The 17,438-nt window shown below is 35.9% G+C and carries 17 protein-coding genes and 1 pseudogene; 8 read left to right on the forward strand and 10 right to left on the reverse strand.

What is annotated here, in order from left to right:
* Nucleotides 1–10: 10 nt before the first annotated feature.
* From NSS74_RS20205 to NSS74_RS20235, 7 genes are all read right to left on the reverse strand, one after another.
* Nucleotides 11–1,177: a Ger(x)C family spore germination protein gene (locus tag NSS74_RS20205; RefSeq protein ID WP_002125306.1), complete on the reverse strand. Its 1,167-nt coding sequence runs from the start codon at nt 1,175–1,177 to the stop codon at nt 11–13.
* Nucleotides 1,161–2,285, reverse strand: coding sequence for an endospore germination permease (locus NSS74_RS20210; RefSeq protein ID WP_002029832.1), 1,125 nt, complete (start codon nt 2,283–2,285; stop codon nt 1,161–1,163). Before NSS74_RS20210 ends, NSS74_RS20205 begins: the two co-directional genes overlap by 17 nt.
* The gene (gene gerLA / locus NSS74_RS20215; protein WP_080019353.1) at nt 2,286–3,764 is read right to left on the reverse strand and encodes a spore germination protein GerLA; all 1,479 of its coding nucleotides are present in this window, start codon (nt 3,762–3,764) and stop codon (nt 2,286–2,288) included.
* A gap of 101 nt (nt 3,765–3,865) precedes the next feature.
* Nucleotides 3,866–5,338 carry a sodium:solute symporter family protein gene (locus NSS74_RS20220; RefSeq protein ID WP_002140417.1) on the reverse strand — a complete coding sequence of 491 codons (1,473 nt, stop codon included), beginning with the start codon at nt 5,336–5,338 and terminating at the stop codon, nt 3,866–3,868.
* Nucleotides 5,335–5,532, reverse strand: coding sequence for a DUF3311 domain-containing protein (locus NSS74_RS20225; protein WP_002029838.1), 198 nt, complete (start codon nt 5,530–5,532; stop codon nt 5,335–5,337). Before NSS74_RS20225 ends, NSS74_RS20220 begins: the two co-directional genes overlap by 4 nt.
* 1 nt (nt 5,533) lies before the next feature.
* Nucleotides 5,534–6,709 carry an amidohydrolase gene (locus NSS74_RS20230; protein ID WP_340814169.1) on the reverse strand — a complete coding sequence of 392 codons (1,176 nt, stop codon included), beginning with the start codon at nt 6,707–6,709 and terminating at the stop codon, nt 5,534–5,536.
* A 129-nt stretch (nt 6,710–6,838) separates the two neighbouring features.
* Complete coding sequence (locus tag NSS74_RS20235) at nt 6,839–7,549, reverse strand: C39 family peptidase (protein ID WP_033708232.1); 711 nt, start codon at nt 7,547–7,549, stop codon at nt 6,839–6,841.
* Nucleotides 7,550–7,956: 407 nt separating this feature from the next.
* Here NSS74_RS20235 and NSS74_RS20240 point away from each other — a divergent pair.
* From NSS74_RS20240 to NSS74_RS20275, 8 genes and pseudogenes are all read left to right on the forward strand, one after another.
* Nucleotides 7,957–8,164 (forward strand): annotated as a pseudogene (locus NSS74_RS20240) (amino acid permease); the annotation flags it as partial.
* Nucleotides 8,165–8,458: 294 nt separating this feature from the next.
* Nucleotides 8,459–9,334 carry a cytochrome aa3 quinol oxidase subunit II gene (locus NSS74_RS20245; protein WP_002010605.1) on the forward strand — a complete coding sequence of 292 codons (876 nt, stop codon included), beginning with the start codon at nt 8,459–8,461 and terminating at the stop codon, nt 9,332–9,334.
* Between the two features lie 33 nt (nt 9,335–9,367).
* Nucleotides 9,368–11,302 (forward strand): cytochrome aa3 quinol oxidase subunit I, encoded by a 1,935-nt coding sequence (gene qoxB, locus NSS74_RS20250; protein WP_002063826.1) that lies wholly within the window; start codon nt 9,368–9,370, stop codon nt 11,300–11,302.
* Between the two features lie 13 nt (nt 11,303–11,315).
* On the forward strand, nt 11,316–11,918 hold the full coding sequence (gene qoxC / locus NSS74_RS20255; protein WP_002029841.1) for a cytochrome aa3 quinol oxidase subunit III: 603 nt from the start codon (nt 11,316–11,318) through the stop codon (nt 11,916–11,918).
* Nucleotides 11,919–12,230, forward strand: coding sequence for a cytochrome aa3 quinol oxidase subunit IV (gene qoxD, locus NSS74_RS20260; protein WP_002029843.1), 312 nt, complete (start codon nt 11,919–11,921; stop codon nt 12,228–12,230).
* A gap of 269 nt (nt 12,231–12,499) precedes the next feature.
* Complete coding sequence (locus NSS74_RS20265) at nt 12,500–14,329, forward strand: monovalent cation:proton antiporter family protein (protein ID WP_340814170.1); 1,830 nt, start codon at nt 12,500–12,502, stop codon at nt 14,327–14,329.
* Between the two features lie 53 nt (nt 14,330–14,382).
* A complete protein-coding gene (locus tag NSS74_RS20270) occupies nt 14,383–14,640 on the forward strand; it encodes a DUF4022 family protein (RefSeq protein ID WP_080019745.1) in 258 nt (85 codons plus the stop codon).
* A gap of 14 nt (nt 14,641–14,654) precedes the next feature.
* Nucleotides 14,655–15,092 carry a GNAT family N-acetyltransferase gene (locus NSS74_RS20275; protein WP_002140412.1) on the forward strand — a complete coding sequence of 146 codons (438 nt, stop codon included), beginning with the start codon at nt 14,655–14,657 and terminating at the stop codon, nt 15,090–15,092.
* Between the two features lie 33 nt (nt 15,093–15,125).
* On the opposite strand, the gene NSS74_RS20280 is transcribed toward NSS74_RS20275, so the two are convergent.
* From NSS74_RS20280 to NSS74_RS20290, 3 genes are all read right to left on the reverse strand, one after another.
* Nucleotides 15,126–15,560, reverse strand: coding sequence for a hypothetical protein (locus tag NSS74_RS20280; protein WP_002140411.1), 435 nt, complete (start codon nt 15,558–15,560; stop codon nt 15,126–15,128).
* 4 nt (nt 15,561–15,564) lie between these two features.
* Nucleotides 15,565–15,765 carry a helix-turn-helix transcriptional regulator gene (locus tag NSS74_RS20285; protein WP_000301182.1) on the reverse strand — a complete coding sequence of 67 codons (201 nt, stop codon included), beginning with the start codon at nt 15,763–15,765 and terminating at the stop codon, nt 15,565–15,567.
* 139 nt (nt 15,766–15,904) lie between these two features.
* Nucleotides 15,905–17,197 carry an NCS2 family permease gene (locus NSS74_RS20290; RefSeq protein WP_002029772.1) on the reverse strand — a complete coding sequence of 431 codons (1,293 nt, stop codon included), beginning with the start codon at nt 17,195–17,197 and terminating at the stop codon, nt 15,905–15,907.
* Between the last annotated feature and the right edge of the window lie 241 nt (nt 17,198–17,438).

The following is a 17,438-nucleotide window of genomic DNA, read 5'->3' on the forward strand; positions in this document are numbered from 1 at the left end:
TTAATCACCCTTATTTCACTCTCTTTGGTAAAGCTGAACCTGAATGTGCAATCGTTGGATGAACATGAACAGTAATTTCAGCATTACTAAAGTATTTTTCACCTTGATCCCAATTCTTATCTATCTTCTTCCATTCTTTATAATTATGCCGCTTATATACTTCTCCTAACGCTAATACATCTACCTTATATTTTTTTTGAACAAGCTTAATCGATTTTTGGATACGCTTCTCCATTTCCTCCGCAATGGTTTTCTTTAATCGCTTTTCATTCATAATTTGTTTATGATCACTAAAATGCAACTCTGCTAAGGTCCCTTCCAAAGATAAATGGATATCAAACTTCGGTTTTGTAGCATTTTCCGTAGATACTTTAATCTTTCGGTGCATCTTATGAATTTCGTATGTAACAAGCTGACCTTGTTTACGGATAGTATAGAACCCTCCAATTTTTTTACCTATTACATAATTCATTCCTAATGTTTCTTCTCCATTCAAACTGCCTACACACTTATTATCTTTTCCACGAAACAACGCTGCCCCGTTCATTTGTACCCCCTGCTTTGTTAGTTCGAGAATAGGTAATACGAAACTTTGGTTAGCAATCATTTTTTGCTGTACCTCACCAATTCTTGCAGCTTCAATCATTTGAGCATTTTTCGGAGGATGCTCAGCTAACATATCAATATACTGCGCTGGCAAATTTTCAGGCTTGGCACTCTGCTTTAAAATAGCTTCTGCATTTTTCTTAGAAACGAACAAACGAATATTTCTTCTCATTTCATGATCGCGAATATATACATCTAACGTATTTTGTAAAACATATGGATTCGCTAGTAAATCTTTAGAAAAAATTATCACTTGTATATGCGGAAAGAATAATGAGCGACTAATTTTTTTAGCGATAATTCGTATTTGCTCAAAGACACTATCTGCTTTCGCACTAACATTAATATAATTTTCGCTATCTCCATCCCCTTGTCCACCTTGTTGCGACAATTTACTTGGGAGCACCATCTGATACGTCCCTTTCATAATTGGATTCGATTGTTTTTCCTTCACGATATCGTAAGCCGCCCCTACTACAAATCCCCTTTCTTCTATCTCCTCCAGCTCAGAGCACCCACTAATAGATCCAGCTAAAAACATAATTATTATAATTTTAAGAAGGTGTTTCATTTCCACCATTCCTTCTTTTTATTTTATATACAATAAAAACTAGCAAAGGTGCTGACACAACAAACCCCATATCTATCCAAGCTAAATAAGTCCCATAACTTGATAAATCATTCGAATTGCCAGGTATCATATTCACCATAAAAATAATAGGAGCACTCACAAAAATAAATACGTGTTTCTTCACTTTCGGAAACATAGCACAAAATAATAAAGATGCGACGTCATAATACATTGCTGTAGTGTTATAAATAGTAATAATCCAAGTAGTAAAAAAAATGGCATCAAATCTTTCTAAAAAACCTCCACCAATTTCAATTTCTTTACCCAATTCAATTGTTGGATACGTCAATCCACGGGTTGTCATATACGAAAAAACGCTAATACAAGTTACATAAATTAAAATGTATGACAGCACATTTACCATCACTGCTTTTGCAACTGCCATTGGCGCTTTTTTCGCTGTCTTATCGTTCAACATCACAGCATAAAACAGAGCTACCTCAAATCCGATAAATGTGAAAATGGAATTTTTAACTCCTACAGCATATTGACTTGCGTTCGTTTGAAAAGCTGGTAGTAAATTGTTTATTTCCATTAAATTCACATTCAATAAAGAAAGCAACACTATCGCAATGAACACGATAGGTAAGAATAGAACATTTAACCTTACTAAAGCCGCTCTCGATCCTGCTACTCCATAAATAACAACTAATAAGAAGAAGAAAGAGAGTAGCTGTATTGGTGTATCACTAAATAAATATGTTTGTGAAATAATTGCAATCATTCGCGATTCATATGCGGTCAAAGCAGCAAATGTTAATACTAAAATGCTACTAATTGTGTATGCAACAGGCTTCGTCAAATGTGCACTTGTATATTGAACAAAGTTTTGTTTTGGGAATAAAATAGCTATCCTCGTTACAAACCAACCTAAAATTGCACATATCAATCCACCCAAAAGCAAAATAATCCAACCATCCGAAAATAAAGTTTGGTCAGCAATATCTCGAGGCATAGATAATGCACCTATACCGATAATTGTTGACGATACCGCAAAACCAAGTTCCCGAGATCCAATTTCTTCATCCCCATATTCAAATGGTTTCAATTACTCTCGCTCCTTTGGACGTAGTGTAGAGTCTTTCGTTTGTAAATATTCTGGTCTCTCTTTTAACATTGATTTTGGTAGGCGAACCAATTCTTCTTCCCAATCTTTATAAAAAGCAGGAGCAATAGGTGTTGTATACGGTACCCCAACACTCTTTAAATTTGTAATATGGATCGCCAGTGCAATAAGAGCTAAAATGATTCCGTATAACCCAAAAGCAGTTGCAGCTAACACGAAGACGAAAAGTAAAATTCGAAATGTAATCGTAATGCTATATACAGGAAGTGAAAATGTAGCAATTGCGGTAACCGCAATAATAATTACTAAAAACGGATTTACAATCCCCGCATTTACTGCCGCTTCTCCAATTACAAGACCGCCTACGATGCCAATTGTTTGTCCCATCGGTTTCGGAAGCCTAATCCCGGCTTCTCGTATTAATTCCATCGTTAATGCCATCATTAACGTTTCTATATAAGCAGGAAACGGCACCCCTTCTCTCGCTCCCGCAATGGAATAAGCTAGTTTAGATGGAATAAGCCCTTGATGATACGACACAAGCGCTACGTACATGGCAGGTAATAAAACAGCAGCGATACCTGATCCCATACGTAATATTCTTAATAACGTTCCAATTACCCAACGCTCATAATGATCTTCTACAGATTGAAAAATATCAACAAACACTAGTGGAGCTATAAGAGCAAATGGTGACCCATCTACTAAAATGGCCGCTTTCCCTTTCGCCAATGCAGCCACTATATTATCTGGTCTTTCTGTATTTAAAAACTGCGGAAACGGCGATAAATTATTATCTTGAATTAATTGTTCAATCGTTCCTGTCTCAAAAATGACATCTGTCACTATTGATTGAAGACGCCGATCTAGCTCGTTTACGATGTAAGGGTTAATAATATCCTCTATATATACTAGGGTTACTTCTTTCTGCGATCGCTTCCCCATAATATAAGATTGAAACCGTAACTTCGGATCACGTAAACCACGGCGAATTAACATTTTATTCACATTAATATCTTCATTTAACCCAACCCTCGGTCCACGAATTAAATCTTCTGTCACTGGCGGTTCTAGACTTCTTTTCTCCCAAGCCCTACTGTTAACAACAATAGCCGTTTGAATATTATCAATTAATATGACTGTATCTCCTGCTAAAACCGCATTTATAATATCTGGAAAAGTCGTCTTCATACCGACTTCTGCAATAGAAATAAAACGATCCAATAATATCTGAACCACAGCTGCTTCATTTGGTATTTCTTCATATTGAAGTGTACGAACTACATATTTATAAACATTATCCTTATCTGTCAATCCACATAAGAAAACAACCGCACAACGTGTAAAACTACCAGCAAGAGCAACTTCTCTAATTGTTAAATCATTAGGTGAACCTAACTCATCTCTAATTTCCTTCATAACTTCAAACAAGTTACCTTTTAGCTCTAACAATTTCCCCACCTAACTTCCTTTTCAACAAGTTTTTAGTTAGATTCCGCTAATAGAAGAAAATATATACAAAAAAGAGCTATCTCTTTTCAAAGATAGCTCTAACACGCGAATTACTTTTCTACCATTATATTGTCTTGCTTTATAGATACACTTTTCGTGAATCCACTAACGATATACATCACAATCATATTCATTAACAATGCGACTATACCTACATTTAAATCCTTTATATATTGCGGAAAACTCGGAAACATCGTAGCTATAGTTGAACCAGATAAGGTAATATATGCAACAATTAACAACCCAATCCCCATTCCTGCAATCGCTCCTTGCTTCGTAATAATCTGCCGTGGAAACAAACTACATACAAGTGCAGGGAAAAGTTGCGTAACTATACTGTATCCCATTAAAAGAAGAGCACCTATCGTCTCTCCACCTTTAAAGGTAAATAATACGGCAATAAGCGTCACGACAGGTACAAATAGCTTAGCTGCTTTTGCAACTTGTTTATCAGAGGCGGATGGTACCATCGTTCCATAAATATTTTTTGCTAATAATGTAGAAGCGGCCATAACAAGCATGGAACCGGGAACTAGTGCTGTTAATACCCCCGCACTACCAATAATCCCAATAAACCAAGGATCAAAAGTTTGAAGAGCAAGACGGAATAATGAAAGGTCTACATCCGCTCCCTTTAACCCTGGAACTTGTAAAATAGCAGCAAAACCTGCAAAGAACACAAAAAGCAAAACTAAAGAATAGAGAGGCATAATTGCTGCATTTTTCCTAAATACTTTTTCACTTTTCGCTGAGAAAGCTGAGGCAAATGTATGAGGCCACATATAAAAACCGAGAGCCGTTAATATAATAGTAGAAACAAACCAAGAAATACTCATTCCCTTTTCAGGTAAAGATAAAAAACCTGGTTTTGCAGCTTCTACAGCTTCAAACATCGGTTGAAATCCTCCGTAATAGTGATACGGTAAATATATACCTAAAAACATAACGATAAATAGTATCATAATGTCCTTCAAAGCAGCTGTCCAAGCCGATCCATGTATACCTGAAACCATTACATAAATAGTTATAACAATAGCACCAATCCATACCGCAATAACAGGTGTCACTCTTCCATAGGAAGCTTCCGAAACGATAATTCCTAATCCCTTTAATTGCAAAACAAGATACGGGATAATCGAAATAACACCAATAATTGAAACAATTACCCCAAGCGTCTTACTCCTGTATTTCTTCGCAAAGAAATCTGATTGTGAAATGAGGTTATGTTCTTTTGCATACTTCCAAATTGGAGGCAATAAGAAATACGATAAAATATAAGCTAATGCACCATACCCTAAAATATAAAATGTAGGAGCTCCTTTACTATAAGCCCAGCCACTTCCTCCTAAAAATGTGAACGTCGTATAAATTTCCCCTGCCATAAGGAGAAAAACGAAAATAGTTCCAAATCCTCTTCCTCCAACTGACCATTGTTCTAAATTCATATCTTTTCCATGTTGTGCCCGAATTCCTAAAAATAGTGCGAGAAACAAAAATATAATAATGATAAATAATGCAGTCATTTTACGTCCCCCTTATTAGCAGGATCGAATACGTACACAAGACCCATACAAAGAGACGTAATGAGCACTGATAATAGTACCCAAAATAATAAAAATGGCATCCCCCATACGTAAGGAGTGACTGAATTTGCAAATACTGGTCCAACTACTAAACAAAGAACTGGAATAAGTGCTAGCACGTGTATTTTTTTCATCTCATTCTCCTTTACTTATAAAATTCATAATGGATGATACAAAGACTTCCACTCCAATTGGTAATGCGTCTTCGTCAATTGTAAAACGAGGGTGATGATGCGGATATATAATTCCCTTCTCTTCATTTCCTGCCCCTATAAAAAAGAACGTCCCTGGTGCCTTTTGTAAAAATGCTGAAAAATCTTCCCCTGCCATCGTTGGCTGTAAACGAACAACTCTTTCTCTTCCATACAGCTGTAATGCTGTATGTTCAATAAGCTCTGTAACTTCATAATCGTTCACAACTGGGCGATATCCATATTCATAAGAAAATGTATACTTAGCACCGTAGGATTCTGTAATATGTTTTACAATCCTTTCAAGCTTCTTCTTTGTTTCTTCTCTTAATTCATGCCTTAAACTTCTCACTGTCCCTTCAACCTCCGCTTGTTCCGGGATAACATTATGAGTTGTCCCAGAATGAAATTGCGTAACAGATACTACGAGAGAATCTAACGGATTCGTGAGGCGAGATACAATTTGCTGAATTTGCGAAACTACTTGCGCACCAATGGCGATACTATCAACTGTTTCATGCGGAATTCCAGCATGCCCACCTTTTCCCTCTATCGTAATTTTAAAAACGTCCGGCGCCGCCATCGCAGGACCATAAATTACACCTACTTTTCCAACCTCTAATGACGCCCAAAGATGAGCACCAATAATGTAATCCACACCTGTCATCACTCCCGCTGCGACCATTTCCTCTGCACCGCCCGGAAAGTTTTCTTCTGCATGTTGAAATAAAAAGCGAATCTCTCCTTTAACTTTCTCTCTTTCCTCTACCAACTTATGTACTACACCAAGCAATATTGCCATGTGACCATCGTGACCACACGCATGCATCACACCTGGATATATAGAAATAAAATCAAACTTATTTTCTTCATGAATAGGAAGAGCATCCATATCAGCACGAACCGCGATAGTTTTACCAGGCTGCCTACCAATTAACCTTGCCATTACACTATATTTAGTAGGCCTTGAGACTTCTAAATACGGGATTTCCCGAAGTATGTCGGATACAAATTGAGATGTTTTTTCCTCTTGAAAAGATAACTCTGGATACTTATGAAAATGCCTTCTCCACTCAATCAACTGATTCTTTGATAAAACAAGTTCCTTTGCGACATCCATTTCTCTTCTCCCCTTCTTTACCAAGTTAAATGTTATTATAGCGTGAATCGTTAACTTCTGAAAGAATTTTCAGAAGTTTCTATAATGAATATTCAAAAAGAAAAAGCCATCTCAAGATGACTTTTCATTTTATAAAATAGTAATTGCTTGTTTCCCCATTTGCTCCCATGCCTTTTCAAATTCAGCACGAGGAACAGCTTTTCGTGGATTGTTTGCAAGAGGATCATTTACGTATACAAAGTTTTGATCATATCCAATTACTACAACACTATGCTCATAATATGTAATTTTCACTTTACCTGAACTCGTATTCCATGTTTCAAAACTACTTTCGGCTAATGGTTTAAACGTTGTATTAATAATTACCCATACTGGAGAACCAGAACTAATTACTTTATATAGATCTTGCACGTCTCTACCCGTTAAATTAATTACTTTTTCAGGAACATACTTTTCTGCTAAATTAAAAATCGGTTGATTATATACACCGTATCCCGGCTCAGCTTTCGTGTAAATATTTCCAACGAATCCCTCATACGGATTTCCATGCAAACCATCTTGTTTAAATGGAACGCGATGAATTTCACTAGCAAGTTGCATCTTATCTACTTGTACACCTTTATGTTGTAGTAGCATAGTTAAACTTGTCACTTCACAACCTCTAGGTAATTCAGGTAACTGTCTAATAAACGGAACCTCTGTAATCATTGCACTTTCTTTCATCTCAGAGAAAAGGTCTAACCGAAATTCTTGTGCCTTTTTCATAATTTTATCTTTCTCGAAAAAGAACACGACAGCAAATATAATACCGAAAATAAAAATATATTTTAACTTTTTCATCATAAACCAAACTCCATTATATCAATTATTTTAAAGGCACAACTCCTATCATTGTACCTTTCTTCTTACTAGTTTGCTAGAAAGATTCTGTGAATTATTATTCACAAATACTTTTTAAAATTCCGATTGTTCGAAACAGAAAGAAAAAATTATATTTTTTCAGAATTTTTTACTAAAAAACAAAATTATTAACCTAGTGAAAGAATCACGTTTCCTTCACTAGGTTAATAAACATTCTAAGGTATTTAGTCATAGTTAGTTTTTCCTTTACATACTCAGTTCACAACAAAATAAACCAAGTATGTTTTTCACCCCCACTAATGATTAAAAGCACCGAATAAAATCTAGTTAAAACATACAAAAAAATATGGGGGGAGGGACATATGAATCAACAAGTAGAACAAGCAGAATTAAAATACCGCACACCACTTTATCCAATAGTTCCAATCGTAGCTTTCTCACTCAATTTCCTTACATTTGTTAGTTTAGCTTTCATTCCAGATCAGAGAATTGCTCTTTATTGCTGGGTTCCATTTATGATCATTTGTTACATTTTATACCGAGTTAAAGTTTCGGAAAGTTGTCACATTTGAGCAAAAAAGAAATATAACTTAGGTAACAAACTGAATATATTAAAAATTCAGTATTTTTCCTTATGATAAGATAATTTTTTTCTATTTATTGGGTATGTTGGTATAACTTTATTTATCTTAAAATTCCCACAATCACGTTTTTATCTGGAAAATAGTTTACAATGTTATCAAGTTACAAATGATATTCACCTTAAAAAGCGTGCATTTGTGTCTATTTTTTAACAATATAACAAAAACTATTGCCATCTATAAATTAATAGGTTTATATTGTTTTATTGGCATAGTTTCAATCCAAGGAGAAAGGAGATTTTCAATCGTGCAACTAAAGAAAGCATTTTGGAAGTTGGCTTCGCTTCTTCCGTTATCATTACTTCTGTTCCTCGGTGGCTGTGATAAAAAACTCGCAGTATTAAATCCGCAAGGACCTGTTGCAAAAGCACAGTATGATTTAATTGTTTGGTCATTCTTGCTTATGTCATTAATTATCGCAATTGTATTCATCTTGTTTACAGTCATCTTGATTCGTTATCGTGAAAAACCAGAGAATATGGACTATGAGCCACCTGATCAACATGGTAACACATTATTAGAAATCATTTGGACAATTATTCCTGTTATTATCGTTATCGCATTATCGATTCCAACAGTTAAAGCAACTTATGCTTCGGAAGAGGTTCCGCAAGAGTCCAAACATATTAAACCAGTTGAAATTTATGTTACATCTGCAAACTGGAAATGGTTATTTAGTTACCCGGAGGAAAAAATTGAAACCGTTAACTATTTAAACATCCCAGCTGGTGTACCAATTCAATTTAAACTGACTTCTGTAGGTCCAATGAATGCTTTCTGGGTACCAGAACTTGGTGGTATGAAGTATACAATGGATGGCATGATCATGGACTTATATTTACAAGCTGACAAACCAGGTTCTTACCTAGGTCGTAGCTCGAACTTCTCTGGTGAAGGATTTACTCACATGGAATTCGAAGTTGAAGCAAAAACTAAAGAGAAATATGATAAGTGGGTAAAAGAAGTACAAGAAACTGCCCCTAAATTATCAGAAAAGAAATATAACGAAATTATTAAACCTGGTGTAGTGGGGCGTATGACGTTCTCTAGTCACCACTTAAGTTATGTAGATCCAAAATCACTTGAATATTGTGATTACAACTACTACAAAAACAAAAAATAATAGCTATTATTCCAACAGATTGGAGTGAACACAGTGAAGCTTGATGAATTTTTTGTCACAGGTGACCCGATTATTTACGGAGCTGACGCTTCTATCGTTCTTGTGACATTAGCGATTCTTTTCGTACTAACAAAGTACAAAAAATGGAGATGGCTTTGGGATGAGTGGTTGACAACTGTTGACCATAAAAAAATAGGGACCATGTATATTATCTCTGCCGTTATAATGTTATTCCGTGGTGGTATGGATGGTTTAATGATTCGTGCCCAGTTAACATTCCCGGAAACAACTTATTTAAACGCTGAACACTATAACGGAATCTTTACAACACATGGTACGGTAATGATTCTTTTCATGGCAATGCCATTCGTTATGGGATTAATGAACCTTGTAGTACCATTACAAATTGGTGCTCGTGACGTTGCATATCCGTTCTTAAATGCTTTAAGTTTCTGGTTATTCTTTGTCGGAGCAATGTTATTCAACATCGCTTTCGTAATCGGTGGTTCTCCAGACGCTGGGTGGACTTCTTACTTCCCAATGGCAGGTACAGAGTTTACTTCTGGTGTAGGAAATAACTACTACGCAATTGCATTACAGATTTCAGGTCTCGGTACGCTGATGACGGGTATTAACTTCCTTGTTACTATCTTAAAAATGCGTACACCTGGTATGAAATTAATGAGAATGCCAATGTTTACTTGGTCAATCTTAATTACAACAATTATCATTATTTTCGCTTTCCCAGTATTAACAGTTGCTCTTGCATTAATGACATTTGACCGTCTATTCGATGCTCACTTCTTTACGATGGCGAGCGGCGGTATGCCAATGTTATGGGCCAACCTATTCTGGGTATGGGGTCACCCTGAAGTATATATTGTTATTTTACCGGCATTCGGTATTTTCTCTGAAATCATTAGTACATTCTCACGTAAACGTCTATTCGGTTACAGTGCGATGGTGTACTCGATGGTTGCAATTTCTTTACTAAGTTTCGTCGTATGGCTTCACCATTTCTTCACTATGGGTGCAGGTCCAGCGGTTAACTCATTCTTCTCGATTTCGACAATGGCGATTTCGATTCCAACCGGTGTTAAGATCTTTAACTGGTTGTTTACACTGTATAAAGGACGTATTCGTTTTACAGTTCCAATGCTTTGGTCATTGGCATTTATTCCAAACTTCGTAGTTGGTGGAGTTACAGGGGTTATGCTTGGAATGGCAGCAGCTGATTATCAATACCATAACAGCTACTTCCTAATTGCTCACTTCCACTACGTATTAATCGCAGGTACAGTATTCGCTATGCTTGCTGGATTCACATACTGGTATCCAAAAATGACAGGTCATATGTTAAATGAACGCCTAGGTAAATGGACATTCTGGATCTTTATGAGCGGATTTAACATCTGTTTCTTCCCAATGTACTTCTTAGGTTTAGACGGTATGACTCGTCGTATGTACACTTACTCTGAAAGTCTTGGATGGGGCTGGCTAAACCAAATCGCATCTGTTGGTGCTGTAATGATGGCTATTGGCTTCCTAATCCTTTGCTATAACGTAATTTGGAGTGCACGTCACGGTGAGCGTGACACAACTGGAGATCCATGGGACGGCCGTACACTTGAATGGGCAACTCAATCTCCTGTACAACATTACAACTTCGCGAAACTTCCTGAAATTAAAGAAGCTGATGCTTTCTGGTTCATGAAAAAACGTGGAGAAACAATTACACCAACAGCAGATGAATTAAAACCAATTCACATGCCAAGTAATTCTGGTGTGCCTATTATTGCGTCTTTATTCTTCGGTCTTGCAGGTTTTGCATTAGTATTTAGCTGGTTCTGGATTGCAGCAATCGGTGGTATTGGTATTTTAGGTTGCTTAATCTATCGTTCATTCGATTATGATGATGGCTACTACGTAAGCGTTGATGAAATTAAAGAAACAGAACATATAGCATGAGAGGTGAAATGACATGGCGGCTTTAGATAAAAGCTTACCTTTGGAATATCAATCCGAGCAAAGCAGATTGAATATCCTAGGATTCTGGATTTTTCTTGGGGCTGAAATTATGCTGTTCGCAACACTTTTCGCCTCTTATCTAGTCCTTGCTGGTCGTACGGCTGATGGCCCAACACCAGCGCAATTGTTTGAAGTTAAAACACTTTTAATTCAAACACTGTTACTTTTAACAAGTAGCTTTACATGTGGGATCGCAATTCACGAAATGCGTAAACACAATCAAAAAGGAATGTTAGCTTGGTTTATCCTGACTTTACTTTTAGGTGCAGGCTTCCTATTCTTTGAAATTGAAGAATTCATTTTGTACGTTGGTGAAGGTGCAACGATTCAAACAAGTGCTTTCTTATCGGCATTCTTCGTTCTTCTTGGAACGCATGGTGCCCACGTAACAGGTGGTATCATCTGGGCAACTTGTGTTATTATCCAAATTTTAAAACGAGGTTTAACACCAGTTACAGCTCGTAAAGTATTTATTATCAGCTTATACTGGCATTTCCTTGATCTTGTTTGGGTCTTTATTTACACACTAGTTTACTTGAACGGGATGGTGGCGTAAATGGGTCAAAATAACAACCAAGCAAACGGGCATGGGCATAGCGGATTCCCATGGTCACACGTTTTCGGATTTATTTTATCGCTTGCACTAACGTTTCTAGCGTTATACGTGGCACTTTACACAAACCTGCCACTTTCAACGATATTAACAACTATCATCATAATGGCAGTTGCGCAAGCGTTATTACAATTAATTATGTTCATGCACTTAAAAGAAGGAGAAGGAAGAATTCAAGTTCTTACAATGATATACAGTTTCTTCGTTGCAACTGCAACAGTTGGACTTACTGTATGGATCTTCTTCTCAATGTAATTTGCATGAAAAGACTGCTGGGATTCCTCAGCAGTCTTTTTTTATCCCCTATTAACGAGCAGTAAGACCCCCACTGATTAAAGTTTCACTTTATCCCCTCCCCCTATTACATCCACATTACGGAATTAACAACAAAATCATGAAAAATATACTTATTATGACAAATGTTAAGAAAACTCTTTCTTTATAAAATCGAAACCATATCCGTTGCTTTTCTTCCTATTATATGGCTAAATAGTTACTATATTTATTTGAAGGGAGAGAACGCAATGGAACATCATTCTTCTGTTCTATCACTTATGGTTGTCGTCGCAATCGCGTTTTTCGTTCCCCTTTTGTTACAGCGCTTTAAATTAAAAGCACTTCCTGTCGTTGTTGCAGAAATTATCGCAGGAATCTTTGTAGGTAAAAGTGGATTTAACATCATTGAGCCCGATATGTGGCTTCAAGTCTTATCAACACTAGGGTTTATCTTCCTAATGTTTTTAAGTGGTTTAGAAATTGACTTTTCGATCTTTAAACAAAAAGGGAAAAAGAATACGACAAACGAACCGAACACATTCCAAGCAGCAAGCATTATCTTCTTGTTTATTTTCATTTTATCTTATGCCCTATCATTAATATTCGTATGGCTAGGATTCGTAGACAATGCAATGTTCATGACTTTAATTATTTCAACTATTTCTTTAGGTGTTGTCGTACCAACATTGAAAGAAAATAACTTAGGAAAAACCGCAATCGGGCAAATCATTTTATTAGTCGCTGTTATTGCAGACTTAGTTACAATGATTTTACTCGCTATATTCGTCGGATTAAATTCCGAAAGTGGCCAAAGCATGTGGCTTCTACTTCTTCTATTCGGTGCTGGTATTGTAATTTACTTTGTCGCAAGACGGTTTAAAAATATTCCATACCTAGAAAGCTTAAAAGCCGGTAGTGTACAAATTGATACACGAGCTGTTTTCGCACTCATCTTAATATTAGTTGGATTATCTGAATCTGTTGGGGCAGAAAATATTTTGGGAGCCTTTTTAGCAGGTGTACTCGTATCTTTATTATCACCAAATGAAGATATGGTTGAAAAACTTGATTCCATCGGATATGGCTTCTTCATTCCTATTTTCTTCGTAATGGTTGGTGTAAATCTAGAAGTATGGTCTATTTTTAACGAGCCTTCTAGTATGCTAATGATCCCAATTCTAATTGTGGGACTCTTTATTTCAAAACTGTTGCCATCACTCGTCTTACGAAAATGGTACCCACGCAATATCGTACTCGGAAGTGCTATTTTGTTAACATCAACACTTTCTTTAGTTATTGCGGCTGCACAAATTGGTGAAAAGCTAGGCATCATTAGCCCAAGTTTATCAGCATCTCTTATTTTAAGTGCAGTTATTACTTGTATTTTTGCACCTATATTATTTAAAAAGATGTTTCCACAAGTGGAAACACCAAAACCGAAAGTATCTATTATTGGTGCAAGCAGAATTACCCTTCCGTTATCACTTGATTTAAAACGTGAAGATTATGACGTAACACTATATATGATACGTCAAAATAAAATAAATGATGAGGAAGCGAAATCTCATGACTTCCCTATTGTAAAATTAGATGAGATTACTATTCAATCTTTAATGGAGCAAAAAGCTTTCGAAGCAGACCGTGTTGTTGTTGCGACAAGTGATGATGAACAAAACTTATTATTAGCAGAACACGCAAAAGAATTAGGTGTTGAACACGTCATCGCAAGTGTAGAAGATCCCCTTCTACAAGAAAAAGCAACTCAAGAACATATCGCTGTATTCTCGACTATTAACTCTACACGTATTTTATTACGTGCACTTATTGATAAACCGAGTCTCGTTCGCTTGATTACAACAGCAAATGAAACGGTGCGTGAGGTTGAACTACGAAGTAATAAATATAACGGCTTAGCACTTCGTCGCCTTCCATTTTTAGGTGATGTACTGGTCATTCAAATTTACCGTGGTAATAAAGCATTAATACCACATGGTGATACGAAGTTACAGCATGGCGATACTTTACTTGTAACGGGTTCAAAAGAACATATTGATACAATGAAAAACATATTAGAGTAGAAAAACGCCCCTCACATAAATGAGGGGCATTTTTTCCCATTCCATATGGTAAAATGTTACTATCACATATTATGGGGATGGATCACATTATGTCTATTGTAACTTTAGCTCTATTATTATTAGCGGAAGTACTCGTTGCCATTATTCTCATCGGTGTTAGCATTGAAATTTGTAGTTACGGCTGGAAAAAATCAAATGGCGTCAAATACACTTGTCTTTTGCTTTCGCTCCTTATCGGAACTGCTAGCATACTCGGACTTTTCGCTGCACCTGCCTATTTCTTTATACAACTAACAGAAAAAGGATTATAAGAAAGGATGATATTATGATTACAGTGAAACATATTGATGCATCTGAAACATACTTATTACGTCAAAAGGTTTTGCGTCCCAATCAATCATTAGAAGATTGTAAATACGATTCAGATTACGAAACAGACGCCTTTCATTTAGGTGCATTTTTATATGATGAACTTGTTAGTATCGCCTCTTTCTCTAAAGAAATACATCCTGATTTACAAGCTGGTACCCACTATCGTCTACGAGGAATGGCAACATTACCTAATTTCCGAAACCAGCATGCTGGCAGCTCCTTAATCCGTAAAGCTGAACAAGTCCTCCAAGAACGCGAAGCAAATATTCTATGGTGTAATGCCCGAATTACCGTAGCGGATTATTACAAACGATTAGGCTTCTATGAGCATGGTGAAATCTTCGAGATTGATCCAATAGGACTACATAAAGTAATGTATAAAGAAATATAAGAAAAGCTTTCTGCATATTGCAGAAAGCTTTTCTTATATTTCATTTTCACTTTTTATTTTTTTCATATATATGTATATAAACAAACTAGGAATTAAAAAACAAGCAAACATAATAAGTCCTGTTATACCAATTTCCTTTATCGAAATATCCGGTGTTACAATGATACAAATAGCTAAAATCCCAATAACAATCCCTACTGGAATTAATAATAGTTTCATGAAATAACTACGAGATACTCCCCCTGTATGCTCATACACTTCCACCGAATTTTTTAAGTTTAAAAAGTTAATAACTATTATCCCGCCCATAAATACCATTAATAAATCCGAAACACTTTCATACCCTGCCCCTTGCAAGACGTAACGGTAAAAAACAATGCCTAGTATGACGACATTTTGTAAGATGAAAGCCAATCTAATATGTTTTAATCCCTCAATCATTAAACGTTCATCTTTCACGATTTTCACCCTATCACTCCTTTTCCTCCCAAAACAAATCATTCAATGTTTTATCTACTGCATAACAAATTTTCAAACATAAATCTAAAGATGGATTGTATTTCCCCTTCTCAATTAAACTAATTGTTTGCCTTGTGACGCCTACTTTTTCTGCTAATTGTTGTTGTGTTAAATCTAACTGAACACGTGCGACTTTTATTTTACTTACAGCCATTCATGTTCCTCCTCTGCCTTTATTGTAACATATATATTCCATTAAGTAATTTATATTTTACGTAATTGATTTGTTTTTTTCACTTTATTATACACAAAAAAGGAGCCTCTCATAAGAAGCCCCCTTCCCTATCTCTATACTATAAGAATAAATGACATCCAAATAAAATTGTAAATAAATATAGTAACGGATGTACTTCCATCCCTTTCCCCTTCACAATTTTTAATACTGGATACACTAAAAATCCAATTGCAATTCCATTTGCAATACTAGACGTTAACGGAATACCAACGAAAATTAAAAATGCTGGTAATGCATCTTCAAATTCATTCCAATTAATATCACGAATGCTTTGTGCCATTAAACTACCTACAATAATTAATGAAGGAGCTGTAATAGCAGCTACACTTGATAAAGACGCGATAACAGGGCTGAAAAATGCCGTTATAATCGTTAGACCAACAACTACAATACCTGTTAATCCAGTTTTACCACCTGCAGCAATGCCAGCTGACGATTCAATCGTTGCTGCTGTTGGGCTTGTTCCGAAGATAGAACCTGTCGTTCCGCCAATCGCATCTGCAATAAACGCTTTGCCAAAACGTTTCTCTGTATTATCTGTAATTAAACCAGCTTGTTTAATTAAACCGAGTAATGCACCTGTCGTATCAAATAAAAGTACAAGTAAAAATGAAAATACAACACCATATAATCCATACTGAATTACATCTGAAAAAGCATTGATTGGATTTGAAACGATAATACCCTCTGGTAAATGAGGCATCGCTACAATTTTATCCTCAAACTTCAGTTGCCCCGTAAAGAAGGCGATAATTCCTGTCACAATCATACTAATAAATAATGCACCACTCACACGTAATACCATTAATACTGCCGCTAAAATTAAACCAATTAAAGTTAAAATAACGGCTGGAGAATGAAAATCACCAATCGTAACTAAGTTAGATGGATGATCCACGATAATTCCAGATAGACGTAATCCAATAAAAGCAATAAATAGTCCAATTCCACCTGCAATTGCATGTTTTAAACTGTCAGGAATTGCGATAATTAGCTTTTGCCTAAATGAAGTGAAAGATAATAAAAGAAAAATAATGCCTGTTACAAAGACTGCTGAAAACGCAATGACATATGTAATCCCCTCTGCCTGTTGAACAACAGAATAAGCAAAATATGCATTCATTCCCATAGCTGGAGCAATAACAATTGGATAGTTAGCTAAAAACGCCATACATAGCGTCCCAATAACTGTCGCAATAATAGTTGCCGTAAACGCTTGATCAAATGGTACACCTGCATCAGATAATATTTTCGGATTGATGACAAGAATATACGCAAATGTAAAAAAAGTTGTGATGCCCGCTAAAAGCTCTTGCTTCACAGAAGTGTTATATTTTTGTAATTGAAACATGGCTATGTACCCTTCCTACACCTGAATTATTATCACACATTCTTTTCTTACTAGTATGTGAGAAAATATAATACTTAATCTTAACAATCAATAAAAAGAAGAGTCAATATATTCTCTAATAGTGAGAATTTTAAGTTTAAGTCTGACAAGTTCAGATGTAGTACAGTTCATTTTGATTATTTTTGTAGCATAACAGATAGAAATGTTTTATAATTTGAAATAGTTAAATATTTAGGTAGCT

It is taken from the genome of Bacillus sp. FSL E2-8868, assembly GCF_038005505.1.
In the GTDB taxonomy this organism is placed as follows: domain Bacteria; phylum Bacillota; class Bacilli; order Bacillales; family Bacillaceae_G; genus Bacillus_A; species Bacillus_A mycoides.